The sequence below is a fragment of the Pseudomonas parafulva genome, from assembly GCF_002021815.1.
GTDB classification, from domain to species: Bacteria; Pseudomonadota; Gammaproteobacteria; order Pseudomonadales; family Pseudomonadaceae; genus Aquipseudomonas; species Aquipseudomonas parafulva_B.
This window is the reverse complement of record NZ_CP019952.1, coordinates 2,882,618-2,899,839: the sequence shown is the minus strand read 5'-3', so window position 1 is coordinate 2,899,839 and position 17,222 is coordinate 2,882,618. Positions and strand designations below refer to the sequence as shown.

At 57.1% G+C, this 17,222-nt stretch carries 12 protein-coding genes, 3 rRNA genes and 1 pseudogene; 6 read left to right on the top strand and 10 right to left on the bottom strand.

What is annotated here, in order from left to right; all coding sequences use genetic code 11:
- Position 1: 1 nt before the first annotated feature.
- Entirely contained in the window at positions 2 to 772 is a 771-nt protein-coding gene (locus tag B2J77_RS13050) for an alpha/beta hydrolase family protein (protein WP_078479436.1), read from the bottom strand.
- A complete protein-coding gene (locus tag B2J77_RS13045; protein WP_078478803.1) occupies positions 756 to 1,874 on the bottom strand; it encodes a DUF3182 family protein in 1,119 nt (372 codons plus the stop codon). The genes B2J77_RS13050 and B2J77_RS13045 overlap by 17 nt, the downstream gene beginning before the upstream one ends.
- Positions 1,875 to 2,068: 194 nt before the next feature.
- Here B2J77_RS13045 and B2J77_RS13040 point away from each other — a divergent pair, with 194 nt between their 5' ends.
- Positions 2,069 to 3,877 carry an aminopeptidase P family protein gene (locus B2J77_RS13040; protein WP_078479435.1) on the top strand — a complete coding sequence of 603 codons (1,809 nt, stop codon included), beginning with the start codon at positions 2,069 to 2,071 and terminating at the stop codon, positions 3,875 to 3,877.
- Positions 3,878 to 3,910: 33 nt separating this feature from the next.
- Here B2J77_RS13040 and B2J77_RS13035 read toward each other — a convergent pair whose 3' ends face one another.
- Together B2J77_RS13035 and rhtA are read right to left on the bottom strand one after the other, a co-directional pair.
- Positions 3,911 to 4,192: a hypothetical protein gene (locus B2J77_RS13035; RefSeq protein WP_023534016.1), complete on the bottom strand. Its 282-nt coding sequence runs from the start codon at positions 4,190 to 4,192 to the stop codon at positions 3,911 to 3,913.
- Positions 4,193 to 4,356: 164 nt separating this feature from the next.
- Positions 4,357 to 5,244 carry a threonine/homoserine exporter RhtA gene (gene rhtA / locus B2J77_RS13030; RefSeq protein WP_078478802.1) on the bottom strand — a complete coding sequence of 296 codons (888 nt, stop codon included), beginning with the start codon at positions 5,242 to 5,244 and terminating at the stop codon, positions 4,357 to 4,359.
- A gap of 466 nt (positions 5,245 to 5,710) precedes the next feature.
- Between rhtA and B2J77_RS13025 the strand changes: the two genes are divergently transcribed.
- The 4 genes from B2J77_RS13025 (at position 5,711) to B2J77_RS13010 (ending at position 11,450) form a co-directional block, all read left to right on the top strand.
- A 16S ribosomal RNA gene (locus B2J77_RS13025) occupies positions 5,711 to 7,247 on the top strand.
- A gap of 278 nt (positions 7,248 to 7,525) precedes the next feature.
- A 23S ribosomal RNA gene (locus tag B2J77_RS13020) occupies positions 7,526 to 10,418 on the top strand.
- 134 nt (positions 10,419 to 10,552) lie between these two features.
- A 5S ribosomal RNA gene (rrf, locus tag B2J77_RS13015) occupies positions 10,553 to 10,668 on the top strand.
- The 16S, 23S and 5S rRNA genes sit together here, the layout of an rRNA operon.
- 227 nt (positions 10,669 to 10,895) lie before the next feature.
- Positions 10,896 to 11,450 carry a histidine phosphatase family protein gene (locus B2J77_RS13010; RefSeq protein WP_078478801.1) on the top strand — a complete coding sequence of 185 codons (555 nt, stop codon included), beginning with the start codon at positions 10,896 to 10,898 and terminating at the stop codon, positions 11,448 to 11,450.
- Here the strand turns inward: B2J77_RS13010 and B2J77_RS13005 are convergent.
- The 4 genes and pseudogenes from B2J77_RS13005 to B2J77_RS12995 all read right to left on the bottom strand — a co-directional run bounded on the left by B2J77_RS13005 (position 11,432) and on the right by B2J77_RS12995 (position 15,266).
- A complete protein-coding gene (locus tag B2J77_RS13005; RefSeq protein ID WP_058603770.1) occupies positions 11,432 to 12,217 on the bottom strand; it encodes a sulfite exporter TauE/SafE family protein in 786 nt (261 codons plus the stop codon). The genes B2J77_RS13010 and B2J77_RS13005 overlap by 19 nt on opposite strands.
- Before the next feature lie 143 nt (positions 12,218 to 12,360).
- The gene (locus B2J77_RS21935; protein WP_371259668.1) at positions 12,361 to 13,101 is read right to left on the bottom strand and encodes a methyl-accepting chemotaxis protein; all 741 of its coding nucleotides are present in this window, start codon (positions 13,099 to 13,101) and stop codon (positions 12,361 to 12,363) included.
- A 114-nt stretch (positions 13,102 to 13,215) separates the two neighbouring features.
- Positions 13,216 to 14,247, bottom strand: a pseudogene (locus B2J77_RS21930) (cache domain-containing protein); the annotation flags it as partial.
- A 140-nt stretch (positions 14,248 to 14,387) separates the two neighbouring features.
- Complete coding sequence (locus B2J77_RS12995) at positions 14,388 to 15,266, bottom strand: LysR family transcriptional regulator (RefSeq protein ID WP_058637421.1); 879 nt, start codon at positions 15,264 to 15,266, stop codon at positions 14,388 to 14,390.
- A 99-nt stretch (positions 15,267 to 15,365) separates the two neighbouring features.
- Between B2J77_RS12995 and B2J77_RS12990 the strand changes: the two genes are divergently transcribed.
- On the top strand, positions 15,366 to 15,794 hold the full coding sequence (locus tag B2J77_RS12990; RefSeq protein ID WP_058603773.1) for a PACE efflux transporter: 429 nt from the start codon (positions 15,366 to 15,368) through the stop codon (positions 15,792 to 15,794).
- A gap of 37 nt (positions 15,795 to 15,831) precedes the next feature.
- On the opposite strand, the gene B2J77_RS12985 is transcribed toward B2J77_RS12990, so the two are convergent.
- Both B2J77_RS12985 and B2J77_RS12980 read right to left on the bottom strand, forming a co-directional pair.
- Entirely contained in the window at positions 15,832 to 16,500 is a 669-nt protein-coding gene (locus B2J77_RS12985; RefSeq protein ID WP_058637420.1) for a GntR family transcriptional regulator, read from the bottom strand.
- A 15-nt stretch (positions 16,501 to 16,515) separates the two neighbouring features.
- Positions 16,516 to 17,220 carry a FadR/GntR family transcriptional regulator gene (locus B2J77_RS12980; protein ID WP_058637419.1) on the bottom strand — a complete coding sequence of 235 codons (705 nt, stop codon included), beginning with the start codon at positions 17,218 to 17,220 and terminating at the stop codon, positions 16,516 to 16,518.
- Positions 17,221 to 17,222: the final 2 nt, after the last annotated feature.

Genomic DNA, 17,222 nt, shown 5'->3' with positions numbered 1-17,222 from the left:
TTCACGCGTACCAGGGTGCGTAGTGGGGATAGCGGTCCAGGCGAGCACCAATGACCATTTCGCTGATCCATGCCGCCAGCAGCGCACTGTAGGCCTTCTGGCTCTCTTCGGTGGACAGGCCGTGGTCGGCGCCGTCGACAATCCGGTGGGTGAGCGAGTGGGCACTGCCGAAGGCTGATCGGTAATTCATCAGCGTGCTGTGGGGTACGTAGTCATCATGCTCGGATTCGACCAGCAGAACATCGCCGGTAAACTCGGCGCAGGCGGCCAGAGCACGGTTGTCAGACGGCGCCAAGGGGCGACGGCGATAGTCATTGAGCCGTTGTCGGTCCAGGGACTGCTTGGGCGTATTCCATTCTTCGTCCCAGTACATGGCCGGTACCCGCAGGGCCAGCCAGCGGACCGGGCGCATCGAGGTCAACAAAGTAGCCAGGTAGCCGCCGTAGCTGGTGCCGATCACGGCGATGGCGTTGGGGTCCACAGTGGAGTGGCTGATGAGCCGGTCGTAGGCTGTTAGCAGATCCTGCAAATTCTGCTCTCGCGTTACCGTCAGGCGCTGACTTTGGGTTTTCTCGTGGCCGCGCAGATCGAAGGTCATGCAGACGCAGCCAAGTCCTGTGATGTGTCGCGCTCTAGCGAGGTCCCGCTGCTGGCTGCCGCCCCAGCCGTGAACGAACAGGATGCCGGGGATTTTGCTGCCGGGGCTGACCAGCGTCGCGCAGATGGTATCCCCGTTCACCGGCAGCTCTATCGTCTCACTCTGAATGGCCAACGTGTCGCAGCCGCGCGTATTTGGTGAGTTGTCCGAGTTCACTGTCGTTTCCTTGGTAGAAAAGTGTGGCATCCGCCGGTAGCGCGGGCGTGCCGAAGACTTCGTGGGTGCTAGCCCGCACTCGATCGACCCTGGCGTTGGCAGCGAATGCCTGAAGGGCGAGCAATTCGGCGCTGCTGGCACCGCCCATCCGCCAGGATTGTTCCAGCACGCCACTGAAAATGTCGCCTTTGGTATCGGTGCCGCGGGCGATATCGTAATTGCGGCGTGAGGCGATGAAGCCAGATAAATGTCGATCGGCCGCTTGGTCATAAGTCATCGCCTGCTCAATCGCCACGCGAACGCTCTTTTCCAAGGGGCCGGCCAGCAGAGACGCAAAGCCTCCTCGTACGAAGGTCAGGTCAGAGCCGCCGTACACCTCGATACCTTGGTGATCCTGGGTGAGTTGCTGTGTGCCGTAATAGCTGCAGACCAAGCCTGCAACCCGTACCTGGCCGACGCTGAACGTCTCGACGTTGCTCAGGTTCTGTTCCATCACCAGGCCCCAAATCAAGAGTTCTGCGTCATCCACCGCACAGAGTAGGGGTTCAAGTTCTTCGAGCGTGGAGAACACGGCCTGCCCTCGACCCGCGCATGCGCGTACGGGTTTCAGTCGTACAGGCCCTGTGATCAACAACAGTTGTGCGGCGTGCCGGGCGGTGGCCTTGTCGAATACGGTGTAGCCCTTGAGCAGCGCGTCCCAGGCCTGCCGGGCAAATGCCTCAGGCCAATCAGGCTTCGGTGGAGCACCTGGCGGCAGAGGGTGTGAAATGGCCTTGGTGGACATGAACGGATGAGCGACGGCACCGCCGAAAAAATCGGCTTCGCTTTTTATACCCAGTGCTGTCAGATCTGCGGTGTCGACCAAAGGCTGGGTGAGCATGTAGTAGTACGAAGCGTCCGCCCGTGTCGGTCCGTGCAGGTCTATCACAGGGCAGTCCAGCAACTGTGCGAAGCCTTCCGATAGCTTACGGTGCACGGCGTGCTCGTGGTCGGGCGTGTGAGGCCGAGTGTCGAGTACCACGACGCCCTGTTTGCGATGACAGGCACTGGGCATGACGATCCCTCTTGCAAGACGAGCTGTACTGCCTCTGAATCCGGGACGTTGGTGAAGTTCAGCATGGCAGGATCAATGGTATGGTCCGGCGTAGGCCCTTTCTCAGAAGCGTGCAGCACGGAGATTGCTGATTGCAGGCCGCGGGCAGCTATTCCATCATCAAGCGCTCAGGCATACCGGATGTCGCCACTGATAAGGGCATGATCGTGCACACCACTCTCCAACAGACCACGGCCCAGCGTCTTGCCGCGACGCGTAAGGCCATGGCCGCAGAAGGGCTTGACGCCTTGCTGGTTCCATCGGCAGACCCTCATCTTTCCGAATATCTGCCAGGCTACTGGCAAGGCCGCCAGTGGCTGTCGGGCTTCACTGGCTCGGTCGGCACCCTGGTCATAAGCCAGCAGTTTGCCGGGCTGTGGGTCGATAGCCGCTACTGGGAGCAGGCTGAGCGAGAGCTGGCAGGTAGCGGCATCGAATTGATGAAATTGTCACCCGGGCAGCCGAGCGCGCTGGACTGGTTGGCTGAACATGTGCAACCGCAGGGGTGCGCCAGCGTAGATGGTCGTGCGATGGCTTTGGCTTCGGCTCGCCAGTTGCGAGAGCGCCTTGGCCAGCGAGGCGCAAGGTTGGTGACTGACCAGGATGTGCTGGGTCGCGTTTGGAGCGACCGGCCGACGCTACCGTCCAACCCGGTGTATTCACATCTTGCGCCCTACGCAGCAGTGGGCCGTGCGCAGAAGCTGGCGCAGGTGCGGCAGGCGATGCAGGCCAAAGGTGCGGACAGTCATTTCATCGCCACCCTTGATGACATTGCCTGGTTGTTCAACTTGCGCGGTAGCGATGTGTCTTACAATCCGGTGTTCCTGGCGTTTGCCCTGATCGATGCGCGGCGCGTGCAGCTTTTCATTGCCTCGGGAAAAGTCGATGAGCCTCTATGTCAGGCGCTGCGCGAGGATGGCATCGAAGTGCGAGACTACACCGAGGCTACCGGCGCCCTTGGTCAGTTGCCACCTGGTAGTCGCTTGTTGGTGGATCCAGCGCGGGTGACGTGCGGGTTGCTCGAGCCGCTAGGCGAAGGGGTAGTGCTCGTGGAAGGCTCGAATCCCAGTACCCTGAGCAAGGCGTGCAAGGCTGAGGGCGAACTTGAGCATGTTCGTAGGGCGATGGAGCAGGACGGCGCGGCCTTGTGCGAATTTTTCGCCTGGTTTGAAGAAGCGCTCGCGACCCAGGTGGTGACCGAACTGACCGTCGATGAGCAACTCACCGCGGCGCGCGTCCGGCGACCGGGCTTCGTCTCGTTGAGCTTCTCGACCATTGCTGCGTTCAATGCCAATGGTGCGATGCCCCACTATCGGGCCACTGATCAGTCACACGCAGTGATCAAGGGCGACGGCCTGCTACTCATTGACTCTGGCGGCCAATACCTGGGTGGGACCACGGATATCACGCGTATGGTCCCCATCGGGCAACCGAGCGACCTGCAGAAGCTCGATTGCACCCGTGTGCTAAAAGGCATGATAGCGCTGTCGCGGGCGACCTTCCCGCGGGGCGTGCTGTCGCCCATGCTTGACGCCATAGCCCGTGCGCCCCTCTGGGCCGACCAGGTCGATTACGGCCACGGCACCGGCCATGGAGTGGGCTATTTCCTGAATGTTCATGAAGGGCCTCAGGTGATTGCCTATCAGGCAGCGGCCGCGCCGCAGACCGCCATGCAAGAAGGCATGATCAGTTCAATCGAGCCTGGCACCTACCGACCTGGGCAATGGGGGGTGCGGATTGAAAACCTGGTCGCCGCGCGAAGCGCCGGCCGCAGTGCATTCGGTGAATTTCTCGATTTCGAGACCCTGACGCTGTGCCCCATCGATACGCGTTGCTTGCTGCCGCAGCGGCTGACTGAGCCGGAGGTTTGCTGGCTCAATAGTTACCATGCCATGGTGCGCGAGCGATTGGCCCCACTGCTGGAAGGAAAGGCGCTGGCGTGGTTGTTATCACGTACTGAGGCGATCTAAGGCATATGGGGGGCAGCCATCAGGCTGCCCCGGTCACTTGCAAATGACGATCATGCTGCGGCTGGTGTAGCCGGCAGGGTTGATGCCAAATAGATAATCGCCGTCCTCTTCGTCGCTGTCGCCTGAACGGGCGACGACGCGATATCCGCGAGTGGTGCAGGCGCTAGCGGCCTTGCTGTAGCAGTTGTCCCACGAAGAAGACAGGCCGGAGCAGTTGATATGCAGGCCTTTCTTGCCCCGTTTGACCTCGGTTTTCGCCGTGGCGGCACATCCAGCAATAGCCAAGATGGCCAGGATGAGCAAAATACGTTTCATTCCTGTCCTTAAATGCAGGACGGATCAGCTACCTGGGTCCGTCATTTTCGCTCGGGTTCATCCTGAAGAGTACAGCGTCCCTGTTCGACTGCGCTGGGACAGCTTAATCAGCGAGCGGTGACGCCACAACACCCATGCAGCTTTCAACGAAAAGTTTTCCCGTGTCAATCCGCGACCATCGTCGGTTCTGGGCTATGGCGCATGGACAACGTCGTGCCCACGGAAGCCGCGATAATGCCGCCTACGGCCAGCCATTGGGTAAATGACAGGACCTCGCCCAGGAACAACAGCCCGGACAAGGCACCGAAGGCAGGCTCGATGCTCATGAGGGTGCCGAAGGTACGAGCGGGCATGCGCGTGAGCGCAACCATTTCCAGGCTATAGGGGAGGGCGGTAGACAATACCGCTACAGCGATCGCCATGGGGATGACCGCGGGCGTCAGCAGCAGGCTACCGGCATGCACGATGCCGATCGGTGCGATGAACAGTGCAGCGACCACCACTCCCAGCGCTGCGCTCTGCACGCCATGTTCGGCACCGGCGCGTTGGCCGAAGACTATATAAAGTGCCCAGCACGCCCCCGCGCCGATTGCGTAGCAGGCGCCCAGTGGATCCAGCGCCTGTCCGTCATGGCCTGCGGGCAGCAACATCAGCAGGCCGAAAATGGCCAGCGCGATCCAGATGAAGTCGATGGCGCGACGTGAGGCGAATATGGCAACTGCCAGTGGGCCGGTGAATTCGAGTGCCACCGCAATGCCAATGGGCACCGTCTGCAGGGACATATAGAAGAGGAAATTCATTCCGCCGAGCGCCAAGCCATAGATAAGGACGTTACGCAGGGTGCGAGTAGTGAAGCGTGCTCGCCATGGCCGTAGCAGCGCAACCATTATCAAACTGGCGAAAATCAGTCGCAGTGAGGTCGTGCCTTGTGCGCCAATGAGTGGGAACATGCTTTTGGCGATCGAAGCACCGGTCTGAATCGATGCCATGGCGATGAGCAGCAGGCCGATTGGGAACAGCACGCTAGCCAGGTTGCGAGGCGGTTTGGACATGGGGACGGATTACCTAGGAGTGGCGTTGCGCACTATAGTGCGCAACGGTGTAGCAGACAGCAATAGAGTGTTAAGCGTTCCACTCAAATGACGTTCGGATAAGATTAATGCTTGACGCTACGAAATTAGTGTCTATAATTCGCCGCACCCCAGCGCAGTCGGGCATCAAGTAGACGCACTGGAGTACTGCAAGCCTTTGAAGCTGAACGATTTTCTCGAAATAAACTTCAAAATAAACGCTTGACAGGCAATGAGGAAAGCGTAGAATGCGCGCCTCGGTTGAGACGAAACACGCTCAGCCAAACGCTCTTTAACAAATCGAATCAAGCAATTCGTGTGGGTGCTTGTGAGTACGGACTGATAGTCAAAAAGATTATCAGCATCACAAGTGGCCATGCGAGAAATCACATAGTCATTTGAGATTGCTGAGCCAAGTTTAGGGTTTCTTAAAAACCCAAGCAGTATTGAACTGAAGAGTTTGATCATGGCTCAGATTGAACGCTGGCGGCAGGCCTAACACATGCAAGTCGAGCGGATGATGGGAGCTTGCTCCTGGATTCAGCGGCGGACGGGTGAGTAATGCCTAGGAATCTGCCTGGTAGTGGGGGACAACGTTTCGAAAGGAACGCTAATACCGCATACGTCCTACGGGAGAAAGCAGGGGACCTTCGGGCCTTGCGCTATCAGATGAGCCTAGGTCGGATTAGCTTGTTGGTGAGGTAATGGCTCACCAAGGCGACGATCCGTAACTGGTCTGAGAGGATGATCAGTCACACTGGAACTGAGACACGGTCCAGACTCCTACGGGAGGCAGCAGTGGGGAATATTGGACAATGGGCGAAAGCCTGATCCAGCCATGCCGCGTGTGTGAAGAAGGTCTTCGGATTGTAAAGCACTTTAAGTTGGGAGGAAGGGTTGTAGATTAATACTCTGCAATTTTGACGTTACCGACAGAATAAGCACCGGCTAACTCTGTGCCAGCAGCCGCGGTAATACAGAGGGTGCAAGCGTTAATCGGAATTACTGGGCGTAAAGCGCGCGTAGGTGGTTTGTTAAGTTGGATGTGAAAGCCCCGGGCTCAACCTGGGAACTGCATCCAAAACTGGCAAGCTAGAGTACGGTAGAGGGTGGTGGAATTTCCTGTGTAGCGGTGAAATGCGTAGATATAGGAAGGAACACCAGTGGCGAAGGCGACCACCTGGACTGATACTGACACTGAGGTGCGAAAGCGTGGGGAGCAAACAGGATTAGATACCCTGGTAGTCCACGCCGTAAACGATGTCAACTAGCCGTTGGAATCCTTGAGATTTTAGTGGCGCAGCTAACGCATTAAGTTGACCGCCTGGGGAGTACGGCCGCAAGGTTAAAACTCAAATGAATTGACGGGGGCCCGCACAAGCGGTGGAGCATGTGGTTTAATTCGAAGCAACGCGAAGAACCTTACCAGGCCTTGACATGCAGAGAACTTTCCAGAGATGGATTGGTGCCTTCGGGAACTCTGACACAGGTGCTGCATGGCTGTCGTCAGCTCGTGTCGTGAGATGTTGGGTTAAGTCCCGTAACGAGCGCAACCCTTGTCCTTAGTTACCAGCACATTATGGTGGGCACTCTAAGGAGACTGCCGGTGACAAACCGGAGGAAGGTGGGGATGACGTCAAGTCATCATGGCCCTTACGGCCTGGGCTACACACGTGCTACAATGGTCGGTACAGAGGGTTGCCAAGCCGCGAGGTGGAGCTAATCTCACAAAACCGATCGTAGTCCGGATCGCAGTCTGCAACTCGACTGCGTGAAGTCGGAATCGCTAGTAATCGCGAATCAGAATGTCGCGGTGAATACGTTCCCGGGCCTTGTACACACCGCCCGTCACACCATGGGAGTGGGTTGCACCAGAAGTAGCTAGTCTAACCTTCGGGAGGACGGTTACCACGGTGTGATTCATGACTGGGGTGAAGTCGTAACAAGGTAGCCGTAGGGGAACCTGCGGCTGGATCACCTCCTTAATCGACGACATCAGCCTGCTGATGAGCTCCCACACGAATTGCTTGATTCATTTGCTGATGAGAAATCAGAAATGAACATTCCGGTGTGAATGTTGATTTCTGACTTTTGTCAGATCGTTCTTTAAAAATTCGGATATGTGATAGAAATAGACTGAAGACCAGTTTCACTGCTGGAATTCAGGCTAAGGTAAAATTTGTGAGTTCTGCTCGTAAGAGCGACGTGCGAATTTTCGGCGAATGTCGTCTTCACAGTATAACCAGATTGCTTGGGGTTATATGGTCAAGTGAAGAAGCGCATACGGTGGATGCCTTGGCAGTCAGAGGCGATGAAAGACGTGGTAGCCTGCGAAAAGCTTTGGGGAGTCGGCAAACAGACTGTGATCCAGAGATCTCTGAATGGGGGAACCCAGCCAGCACAAGCTGGTTATCTTGTACTGAATACATAGGTGCAAGAGGCGAACCAGGGGAACTGAAACATCTAAGTACCCTGAGGAAAAGAAATCAACCGAGATTCCCTTAGTAGTGGCGAGCGAACGGGGACCAGCCCTTAAGTTGATTTGAGATTAGTGGAATGCTCTGGAAAGTGCAGCCATAGTGGGTGATAGCCCCGTACACGAAAATCTCTTATCAATGAAATCGAGTAGGACGGAGCACGAGAAACTTTGTCTGAATATGGGGGGACCATCCTCCAAGGCTAAATACTACTGACTGACCGATAGTGAACCAGTACCGTGAGGGAAAGGCGAAAAGAACCCCGGAGAGGGGAGTGAAATAGAACCTGAAACCGTATGCGTACAAGCAGTGGGAGCCTACTTTGTTAGGTGACTGCGTACCTTTTGTATAATGGGTCAGCGACTTATATTCAGTGGCGAGCTTAACCGAATAGGGGAGGCGTAGCGAAAGCGAGTCTTAATAGGGCGTTTAGTCGCTGGGTATAGACCCGAAACCGGGCGATCTATCCATGGGCAGGTTGAAGGTTAGGTAACACTGACTGGAGGACCGAACCGACTACCGTTGAAAAGTTAGCGGATGACCTGTGGATCGGAGTGAAAGGCTAATCAAGCTCGGAGATAGCTGGTTCTCCTCGAAAGCTATTTAGGTAGCGCCTCATGTATCACTGTAGGGGGTAGAGCACTGTTTCGGCTAGGGGGTCATCCCGACTTACCAAACCGATGCAAACTCCGAATACCTACAAGTGCCGAGCATGGGAGACACACGGCGGGTGCTAACGTCCGTCGTGAAAAGGGAAACAACCCAGACCGTCAGCTAAGGTCCCAAAGTCATGGTTAAGTGGGAAACGATGTGGGAAGGCTTAGACAGCTAGGAGGTTGGCTTAGAAGCAGCCACCCTTTAAAGAAAGCGTAATAGCTCACTAGTCGAGTCGGCCTGCGCGGAAGATGTAACGGGGCTCAAACCATGCACCGAAGCTACGGGTATCACCTTATGGTGATGCGGTAGAGGAGCGTTCTGTAAGCCTGTGAAGGTGAGTTGAGAAGCTTGCTGGAGGTATCAGAAGTGCGAATGCTGACATGAGTAACGACAATGCGAGTGAAAAACTCGCACGCCGAAAGACCAAGGTTTCCTGCGCAACGTTAATCGACGCAGGGTTAGTCGGTCCCTAAGGCGAGGCTGAAAAGCGTAGTCGATGGAAAACAGGTTAATATTCCTGTACTTCCAGTTATTGCGATGGAGGGACGGAGAAGGTTAGGCCAGCCTGGCGTTGGTTGTCCAGGTTTAAGGTGGTAGGCTGAAATCTTAGGCAAATCCGGGATTTCAAGGCCGAGAGCTGATGACGAGTTGCCTTTAGGCGATGAAGTGGTTGATACCATGCTTCCAAGAAAAGCTCCTAAGCTTCAGATAACTGGGAACCGTACCCCAAACCGACACAGGTGGTTAGGTAGAGAATACCAAGGCGCTTGAGAGAACTCGGGTGAAGGAACTAGGCAAAATGGCACCGTAACTTCGGGAGAAGGTGCGCCGGCGAAGGTGAAGGGCTTGCCCCGTAAGCTTTTGCTGGTCGAAGATACCAGGCCGCTGCGACTGTTTATTAAAAACACAGCACTCTGCAAACACGAAAGTGGACGTATAGGGTGTGACGCCTGCCCGGTGCCGGAAGGTTAATTGATGGGGTTAGCGCAAGCGAAGCTCTTGATCGAAGCCCCGGTAAACGGCGGCCGTAACTATAACGGTCCTAAGGTAGCGAAATTCCTTGTCGGGTAAGTTCCGACCTGCACGAATGGCGTAACGATGGCGGCGCTGTCTCCACCCGAGACTCAGTGAAATTGAAATCGCTGTGAAGATGCAGTGTATCCGCGGCTAGACGGAAAGACCCCGTGAACCTTTACTATAGCTTTGCACTGGACTTTGAATTTGCTTGTGTAGGATAGGTGGGAGGCTTTGAAGTGGGGACGCCAGTTCTCATGGAGCCATCCTTGAAATACCACCCTGGCAACTTTGAGGTTCTAACTCAGGTCCGTTATCCGGATCGAGGACAGTGTATGGTGGGTAGTTTGACTGGGGCGGTCTCCTCCCAAAGAGTAACGGAGGAGTACGAAGGTGCGCTCAGACCGGTCGGAAATCGGTCGTAGAGTATAAAGGCAAAAGCGCGCTTGACTGCGAGACACACACGTCGAGCAGGTACGAAAGTAGGTCTTAGTGATCCGGTGGTTCTGTATGGAAGGGCCATCGCTCAACGGATAAAAGGTACTCCGGGGATAACAGGCTGATACCGCCCAAGAGTTCATATCGACGGCGGTGTTTGGCACCTCGATGTCGGCTCATCACATCCTGGGGCTGAAGCCGGTCCCAAGGGTATGGCTGTTCGCCATTTAAAGTGGTACGCGAGCTGGGTTTAGAACGTCGTGAGACAGTTCGGTCCCTATCTGCCGTGGACGTTTGAGATTTGAGAGGGGCTGCTCCTAGTACGAGAGGACCGGAGTGGACGAACCTCTGGTGTTCCGGTTGTCACGCCAGTGGCATTGCCGGGTAGCTATGTTCGGAAGAGATAACCGCTGAAAGCATCTAAGCGGGAAACTTGCCTCAAGATGAGATCTCACTGGGATCTTGAATCCCCTAAAGGGCCGTCGAAGACTACGACGTTGATAGGTTGGGTGTGTAAGCGCTGTGAGGCGTTGAGCTAACCAATACTAATTGCCCGTGAGGCTTGACCATATAACACCCAAGCAATTTGCTTCTGCAGATTGCGGTGGTGAAGATGACATGAACCGAAAGTTCGCAACACATCACAAACATCACATATCCGGATTCGCTGGGCTGTCCAACAGGACATTCTGGCTACAGAATTTCTTGACGACCATAGAGCATTGGAACCACCTGATCCCATCCCGAACTCAGTAGTGAAACGATGCATCGCCGATGGTAGTGTGGGGTTTCCCCATGTGAGAGTAGGTCATCGTCAAGATTCATTTCGCAAAACCCCTATCTGCGCATGCAGGTAGGGGTTTTGTCTTTGGGCTGCAAAAAGTCTCAACGGTGCTTCTCCATCTGCCTGTGAGCAGGGCGTTGAAAAACAACAACTGTGTGTGATTAATGAATCATCCTGCGTAGGCTATACCGCTCCGGACGAGGTCACTAGGATGATCGCCTTCGGAGCTAACTGAATTCATTCCTACCCTCGAGGCCCAAAAGGTGAAAGCCACTCGCCTGACGATGATCTGCCATGGACTAACGCTGGCTCAAAAGCGTGGGTATTTCCCTGAACCGGAAGAGCCGCTGGTGTCCGTACCCCGCCGCTGCGTACCGCACGGTACATTTCAGATCCTGACAGCGCCGGAACAGCGCGCTCAGCAAACCGCCCTGGCCTTGGGCGATGCAACGATTGCGTCAGGATTGGCGGATTGCAACATGGGGCGATGGCAAGGGCTGGCGTTAAAGCGCGTACAAGCCGAGCAGCCGTCAGCCTTGGCCGACTGGCTGGAGAACCCCGCGAGCGAGGTGCATGGAGGGGAGTCTTTTCAAGCGCTCTGCCATCGTATGAGCGTTTGGCTGAAGGATTTTGAGCTGCCGGGTGAATGGTTCGCTGTCACTCACCCAATGGTCATGCGTGCAGTATTGGTACAGGTGCTGGGCTGCCCAATGGTGGCAGCCCAACGCATCGATGTCCTGCCATTGTCACGCATCGAATTGAGCTTCAGCGGCCAGTGGCGGTTGAGGATCAACTGCCCTCAGAACGCCAGCTTATAGCCAATCAACAGTAGCATCGCGGCCAAGCACGGGCGCAGCACGCGGTCCGATATGCGCCCGGTCAGGTGGCTACCCAGGTAGATACCCGGCAGTGATCCCAGCAGCAGGTAGCCGAGCAATGACCAGTCCATGTTACCCATGCCCGCATGACCCAGCCCAGCCACCAACGTGAGCGGGACGGCATGAGCTATCTCGGTGCCAACCAGGCGACGTGTGATCAGGAAAGGGTAGAGCAGGAAGAGGGCGACGGTGCCCAGTGCGCCAGCGCCGATGGAGGTGAGCGTTACCATGACACCCAATACGACGCCGGTCAGGACAGTCAGGGTATTGAGGCTACGATCGCTCAGATGGTAATGGTCACCGGCGTGGCGGCTAGCGAATGCCTGCAACCGCGATTTGAACAAGATAGCCAAGGCTGTGAGGATCAATACAACGGCTAGGCCCTGCTTGATGATCGCGTTTACGGCCGTGGTGTCGGTGTGCAGCGTACTGAGGAACCACAGCGTCAGTGCAGCCGCGGGAACGCTCCCCAGGCTGAGGAGCCCCGTGATCTTCCAATCGATGTTCTTGTTACGCGCATGTACCCATACGCCGCTGGCCTTGGTGATCGCCGCATAGAGCAAGTCGGTACCCACTGCCGTTGCTGGGTTGATCCCGAACCACAGCAGGATTGGCGTCATCAGCGAGCCACCGCCTACACCTGTCATGCCAACGATGAACCCTACGACCAATCCTGCAATGGTAAAACCGAAAGAACCTACATCCATACGCTACTCGACTGCCCAGCTTTGCCCGTTATCGGATGCAGCCAGCATATAGATTTTTTTATAGCCAAATAGACTTGTTCGTTATTAGGTTATAACTGGGGGCAGCCCGCATCATGGCACTGCCCCCATACAACGTTAAACAATCAGATCCGGAAACTGCCCACCAGCTGCTTCAACCGGCCGGCTTGCTGGGCCAATTGATCACAATGGCGCAGCGTTTCGTTGAGATTCTCCACACCCTGCTGGTTCAACGCATTGATCTGGGTGATATCCAGGTTGAGGCTTTCCACCACGGCAGTCTGCTCTTCGGTGGCGGTGGCCACCGACTGATTCATGCCGTCGATTTCGCCAATGCGCTGAGTCACGCTGGCAAGACGTTCACCAGCCTGGTTGGCTACCTGAACGGTTTGCTCACTGGAAACCTGGCTGGTGTTCATCGTATGCACCGCTTCGCGTGAGCCGACCTGCAGGCCGGTGATCATTCGATGGATTTCCTCGGCTGACTCCTGCGTACGGTGGGCAAGATTTCGCACTTCATCAGCCACAACGGCAAAGCCACGGCCGGCCTCACCAGCGCGAGCGGCTTCGATGGCCGCGTTCAAGGCCAACAAGTTGGTTTGCTGAGAAATGCCCTTGATCACATCCAGGATCTTGCCAATTTCGTCGGTGCTGGCGTTCAGCGTTTCGATTTGTGCACACGATTCGCTGATGCGCTGCGACAGCGAGGTCATGGCGCTGATCGCTTCCTCCACCACGGCACGTCCATCGTGGGCCTGCTCACTGGCGCCGCTCGCATGCTGCGATGCATCGGCTGCGTTACGCGCGATTTCCTGGGTCGCGGCACCCAGTTCATTGATCGCTGCCGCCACGCTGTTGGTGCGCATGCTTTGTTCTTCAGAACCGTTGATGGAGGCATTGGAAGCGCTGACGACTTTTTCAGACAGGTCGTGGACCAGCCGTGTGGCCGAGGACACCTCGCTGATGGAGGCATGGATACGTTCAACGAAGCGGTTGAAAGAGGTAGCCAACTCACCGAACTCATCCTGATTCTGCACCGCCAGGCGGCGGGTCAGGTCACCTTCGCCTTCGGCGATGTCACGCATGGCGCGTCCCATGGTGGTCAAGGGGCGCATCAGCACCGGAATCAGCAAGCCAAGCAGGCCTGCGATGGCAGCGACCGCGATGAGCATGGCGATCAGTGCCGAAGTACGGAACTGGCTCAGGGCTGCATAAGCCTTGTCCTTGTCGATCGAAAGACCGATGTACCACTTGGCCGAGGGCAGGCCGGCTACTGGCGCAAATGAGATCAAGCGTTCCTGGCCATTGAGCACGACGTCCTGCATACCGGGTGTAACGCGCAGGTTGGTGCCAGGGTAGATGTCCTTGAGGTTTTTCATGACCTGATCTTTGTCAGGACTGACGATCACCTGGCCATCGCTGTCGGCGAGGAAGGCGTGGCCTATGCCGCCAAAGTCGACACTGTTGATGATTTCGACCAGTGTATCGAGGCTGACGTCGCCGCCCACTACACCGAGCAGCTCGCCGTTTGACCGGCTTTTGACCGGGATGGCTACCGTCACCACCAGGCCACCCACAGCCGCTTGATAGGGCGGCGTCAGCAAGGTCTGGCCGGCGTTGGCAGCTGCGCTGTACCAAGGGCGTTTGCGTGGATCATAGTCTGCAGGCATTTGCGCATCCGGGCGCTGCGTGAATAGCCCGTTGGCCTGGCCCATGTAGGTGAAGAGGAAGTTGCGCGTATAGGAAGGCTGATCCACCAGGCCAGCGAGGGTATCCCCCGTTCCGAGCTGGGCGATGTCTTGCGCCAGGTTTTCCAGTACAAGAATGCGCCCGCTCATCCAGTTCTGCACGCTGCTGGCGGTCAATGCGCCGGATTGTTCCACCGATGCCTCGATGTTCTGCCGGATCGTATTGCGTTGCAGGTAATCGTTGTACAGCGTGAACAAGGCGAATGCCAATACCACTACGCCGCTGGCGCTGAGCAGAATCTTGTGGCGAAATTTCAGGTTCATGTTTCGAGACCTTGAGCCATTAACGGGAGGGCACAGCGCGGGTGTGGTGCGCTGTCAGCCCTGTCCAAAGGGGTATCGGCGTGGCGGGTAAAAGGTTGATACGCCTACGGAAATTTCTCACAGCTTTCGACAAGCGGTGATCACCTCAAGGCCAGCCGCTCGACCAGCATCCTGGCAGCCTTGAGCAGCGGTTGCTGCTTACGCCAGAACACATGCACCGGGAGTTGCAGCTCGTTGCGCGTGTTCTGGAAGGCCAAACGTTTCAGGCGGCCTGCGTCCAGCAGCGGCGCGACCCTGGACAGCGGCAGATCACCCCAGCCCAGGCCTGCCTCGACCATCTGCAAGGCGAAATCGAAGCTGTCGGTCGTCCAATGGGTGGCACCAATGACCATGCGCGGGTCGGTCAACGGCAGGTCGCGGCTGCGTACCAGGATCTGCCGCACGCCTGTAAGGTCTTCGAGGTTCTGGATTACACCAGACCGTGCGGCCGGATGATGAGGAGCAAGGGTCGCCACCAGAGACTCGACGCCAATCAGCTGAAACCCGCGTTGCGGGTCGACGTGAAGACCTGCAAATGCCACGCACAGGTCGGCCCGACCGCTGTCCAGCAAATCCAGCGCTTGTTCTTGCGGCGCACTCAGTATCGCGACTTCGAGCAATGGATAACGTTGGCCGAGCTCGGCAATGGCCGCTATTAGCAGCTGCTGATCGACGTCCGGCACCACCGCCAGGGTCAGGTTGCTTTCCAGGCCCTCGGAGAGCTCTACGGCATGCACTTGCAGCAAACCCAGCTGCTCGGCAATCAGCCGCGCATGGGGCTCAAGCGCAAGGGCTTGGACTGTGGGTCGAACATCGCGAGCTCCGCGCTGGAACAGGCTGTAGCCCAGCTCGGCCTCCAGGTTGCCGATTGCCATGCTGACCGCCGAGGGCACGCGCTGCAGGCTGCGCGCGGCGGCAGAGAATGAGCCTTTGTCCAGCACGGTGAGAAAAACCTGGATAGTTTCACTGGTAAATGACACACGCTTCTCCTGTCAGTCAGGCTGAAAGCTGCTGACTTTTGTTGTCAGATGTAATGACGCACTATACCCGGCCCAAGCTATTTAGATGAGGTCGATGCAGTGCAGGGTTTGAAGCGCAAACTGGTTTATGTGACGTTTTACGAGTTGATCGGCCTGTGCATGTCCACCTTGGGTCTTGCCTACCTGTCCGACACCCAGGCTTCTCACACGGGGCCGCTCGCGGTGATGATCACCACCATCGCCATGATCTGGAACCTGGTCTACAACACGCTGTTTGAATATTGGGAAAGCCGGCAAGCCACACGAGGGCGCAGCGTGGCTCGGCGCGTAGTGCACGCAGTAGGGTTTCAGCTGACCCTCGTGATCTACCTGATTCCGCTGATCGCGTGGTGGTTGGACATGAGCCTGCTCGATGCGCTGCTGGTGGACATGGCATTCATCGTGCTGGTGCCTTGCTATACCTTTGCCTACAACTGGGCTTTCGACAAAATGTTCGGCCTGCCCAGTTCGGCAATGGCAGCAACTTGAGGCGCTGCTGTCAGCAGGTTCGCTGAAATCACCTGGCTCAGTCCAGTCGAAGCTTGGCTTCAAGCCGGTCAAGGTGCTCGTTCATCAGGGCGAGGGCGGACTGTGCATCGCCTCGCTCGAGCGCCTCAATCAGCGCTGCATGTTCTTGCCAGGCGCAATGGTCACAGCACGGTGACTCGTATCGCGCGATGATAAGGGACGTCATGGGCACCAACCCATTGAGAAAGCGCGACAACGGAGCATTGTCCGCCACCTGGGCCAGTTTCAGGTGAAACTCACCACCCAGTCGTATAGCGGCGCAGCGTTCGCCCTTTTCATGATGCACGCGTTCACGCTCGACCAATTGGCGCAGCTGCTTGAGTTGCTCGGGGCGGGCGCGTTCGACGGCCAGGGTTATCAGCGTGGTTTCGGCAAGCCGGCGCGCGCTCAGTACCTGGCGTGCCTGATGCGGATCGGGCGCAACCAGATGAGCCGTATGGCTTGGGCGTTGTACCACTACCTGCTGGTCGCTCAAGCGGCCTAGCACTCGGCGGATGACCGTACGGCTCACGCCAAATGCCTGGCCCAGCGCTTGCTCTGGCAGCAAAGTGCCAGGCGGCAGGCGTTGCTCCAGAATGGCATCGAACAACCGTGGGTAGATCTGTTCGGCGCAAAGCCGGGTCTCACCGGCTGCAAGCAGGTCGGGCAGGTGATGTGCACCCTTCATGATTGCTCTCCTGGATTATGGGTGCCGATGTTCGTCCGGCACATTGAGCGCAATGCCCATGCGCAAACCCTCGGCGAGAATGTGTTGCCGCATCTGGGTGCTGGCCTGGGTGCTATTGCGCTCACGAATCGCCCGCACCACGGCTTCGTTTTCCTTGAGACGGGCAGCCAGGTGCTCGGGTGAATTGCGCAGCATGTCCGCGCTTTGCTTCAGGGCAATGCCCGTTTGCTGTACGACGCTCTGGAAAATGGGGTTGGTGGTCAGGGCAAACAGCGCCTGGTGGAATGCAATGTAGGCGTTCATGCCCGCTTCGCTGTCATCGGCCTCAAGGGCTTCACGCATGTCCATCAAGGTCAACCGTAACTGGCCGATGTCCTGGCTGTTGGCCGACTGGGCCACCAGTCCGACGATGAAGGGTTCGAGGGTATAGCGCAGTTCAAGCACATCGGCGAGGCTGGCCTGTGCACTGGCAGTGGGCGCCGAAGCGGAGGTAGCTGTATCGGCATCCAGCACCAGCACACCTTTGCCTGGCAAAGCGCGCACCAGCCCAAGGGTCTCGAGCACGATGACGGCCTCACGCAGGCTCGGGCGGCTGATGCCCAATTGTTCGGCCAATTCTCGCTGGCCAGGGAGCATGTCGCCACTGCGCCATTGGCCACGGGCGAGGGCTTGACGCAGCTTTTCCACCACAGCGTTGACGACGGTTGATGAGCTGATCACGT

What these genes read in the sequence shown, in the direction of transcription:
- B2J77_RS13005 (WP_058603770.1), bottom strand. Translation starts at nt 12,217, where the DNA reads ATGGATGTAGGTTCTTTCGGTTTTACCATTGCAGGATTGGTCGTAGGG.
- B2J77_RS13040 (WP_078479435.1), top strand. Translation starts at nt 2,069, where the DNA reads ATGATCGTGCACACCACTCTCCAACAGACCACGGCCCAGCGTCTTGCC.
- B2J77_RS13035 (WP_023534016.1), bottom strand. Translation starts at nt 4,192, where the DNA reads ATGAAACGTATTTTGCTCATCCTGGCCATCTTGGCTATTGCTGGATGT.
- B2J77_RS21935 (WP_371259668.1), bottom strand. Translation starts at nt 13,101, where the DNA reads ATGCGCACCAACAGCGTGGCGGCAGCGATCAATGAACTGGGTGCCGCG.
- B2J77_RS12985 (WP_058637420.1), bottom strand. Translation starts at nt 16,500, where the DNA reads ATGAAGGGTGCACATCACCTGCCCGACCTGCTTGCAGCCGGTGAGACC.
- rhtA (WP_078478802.1), bottom strand. Translation starts at nt 5,244, where the DNA reads ATGTCCAAACCGCCTCGCAACCTGGCTAGCGTGCTGTTCCCAATCGGC.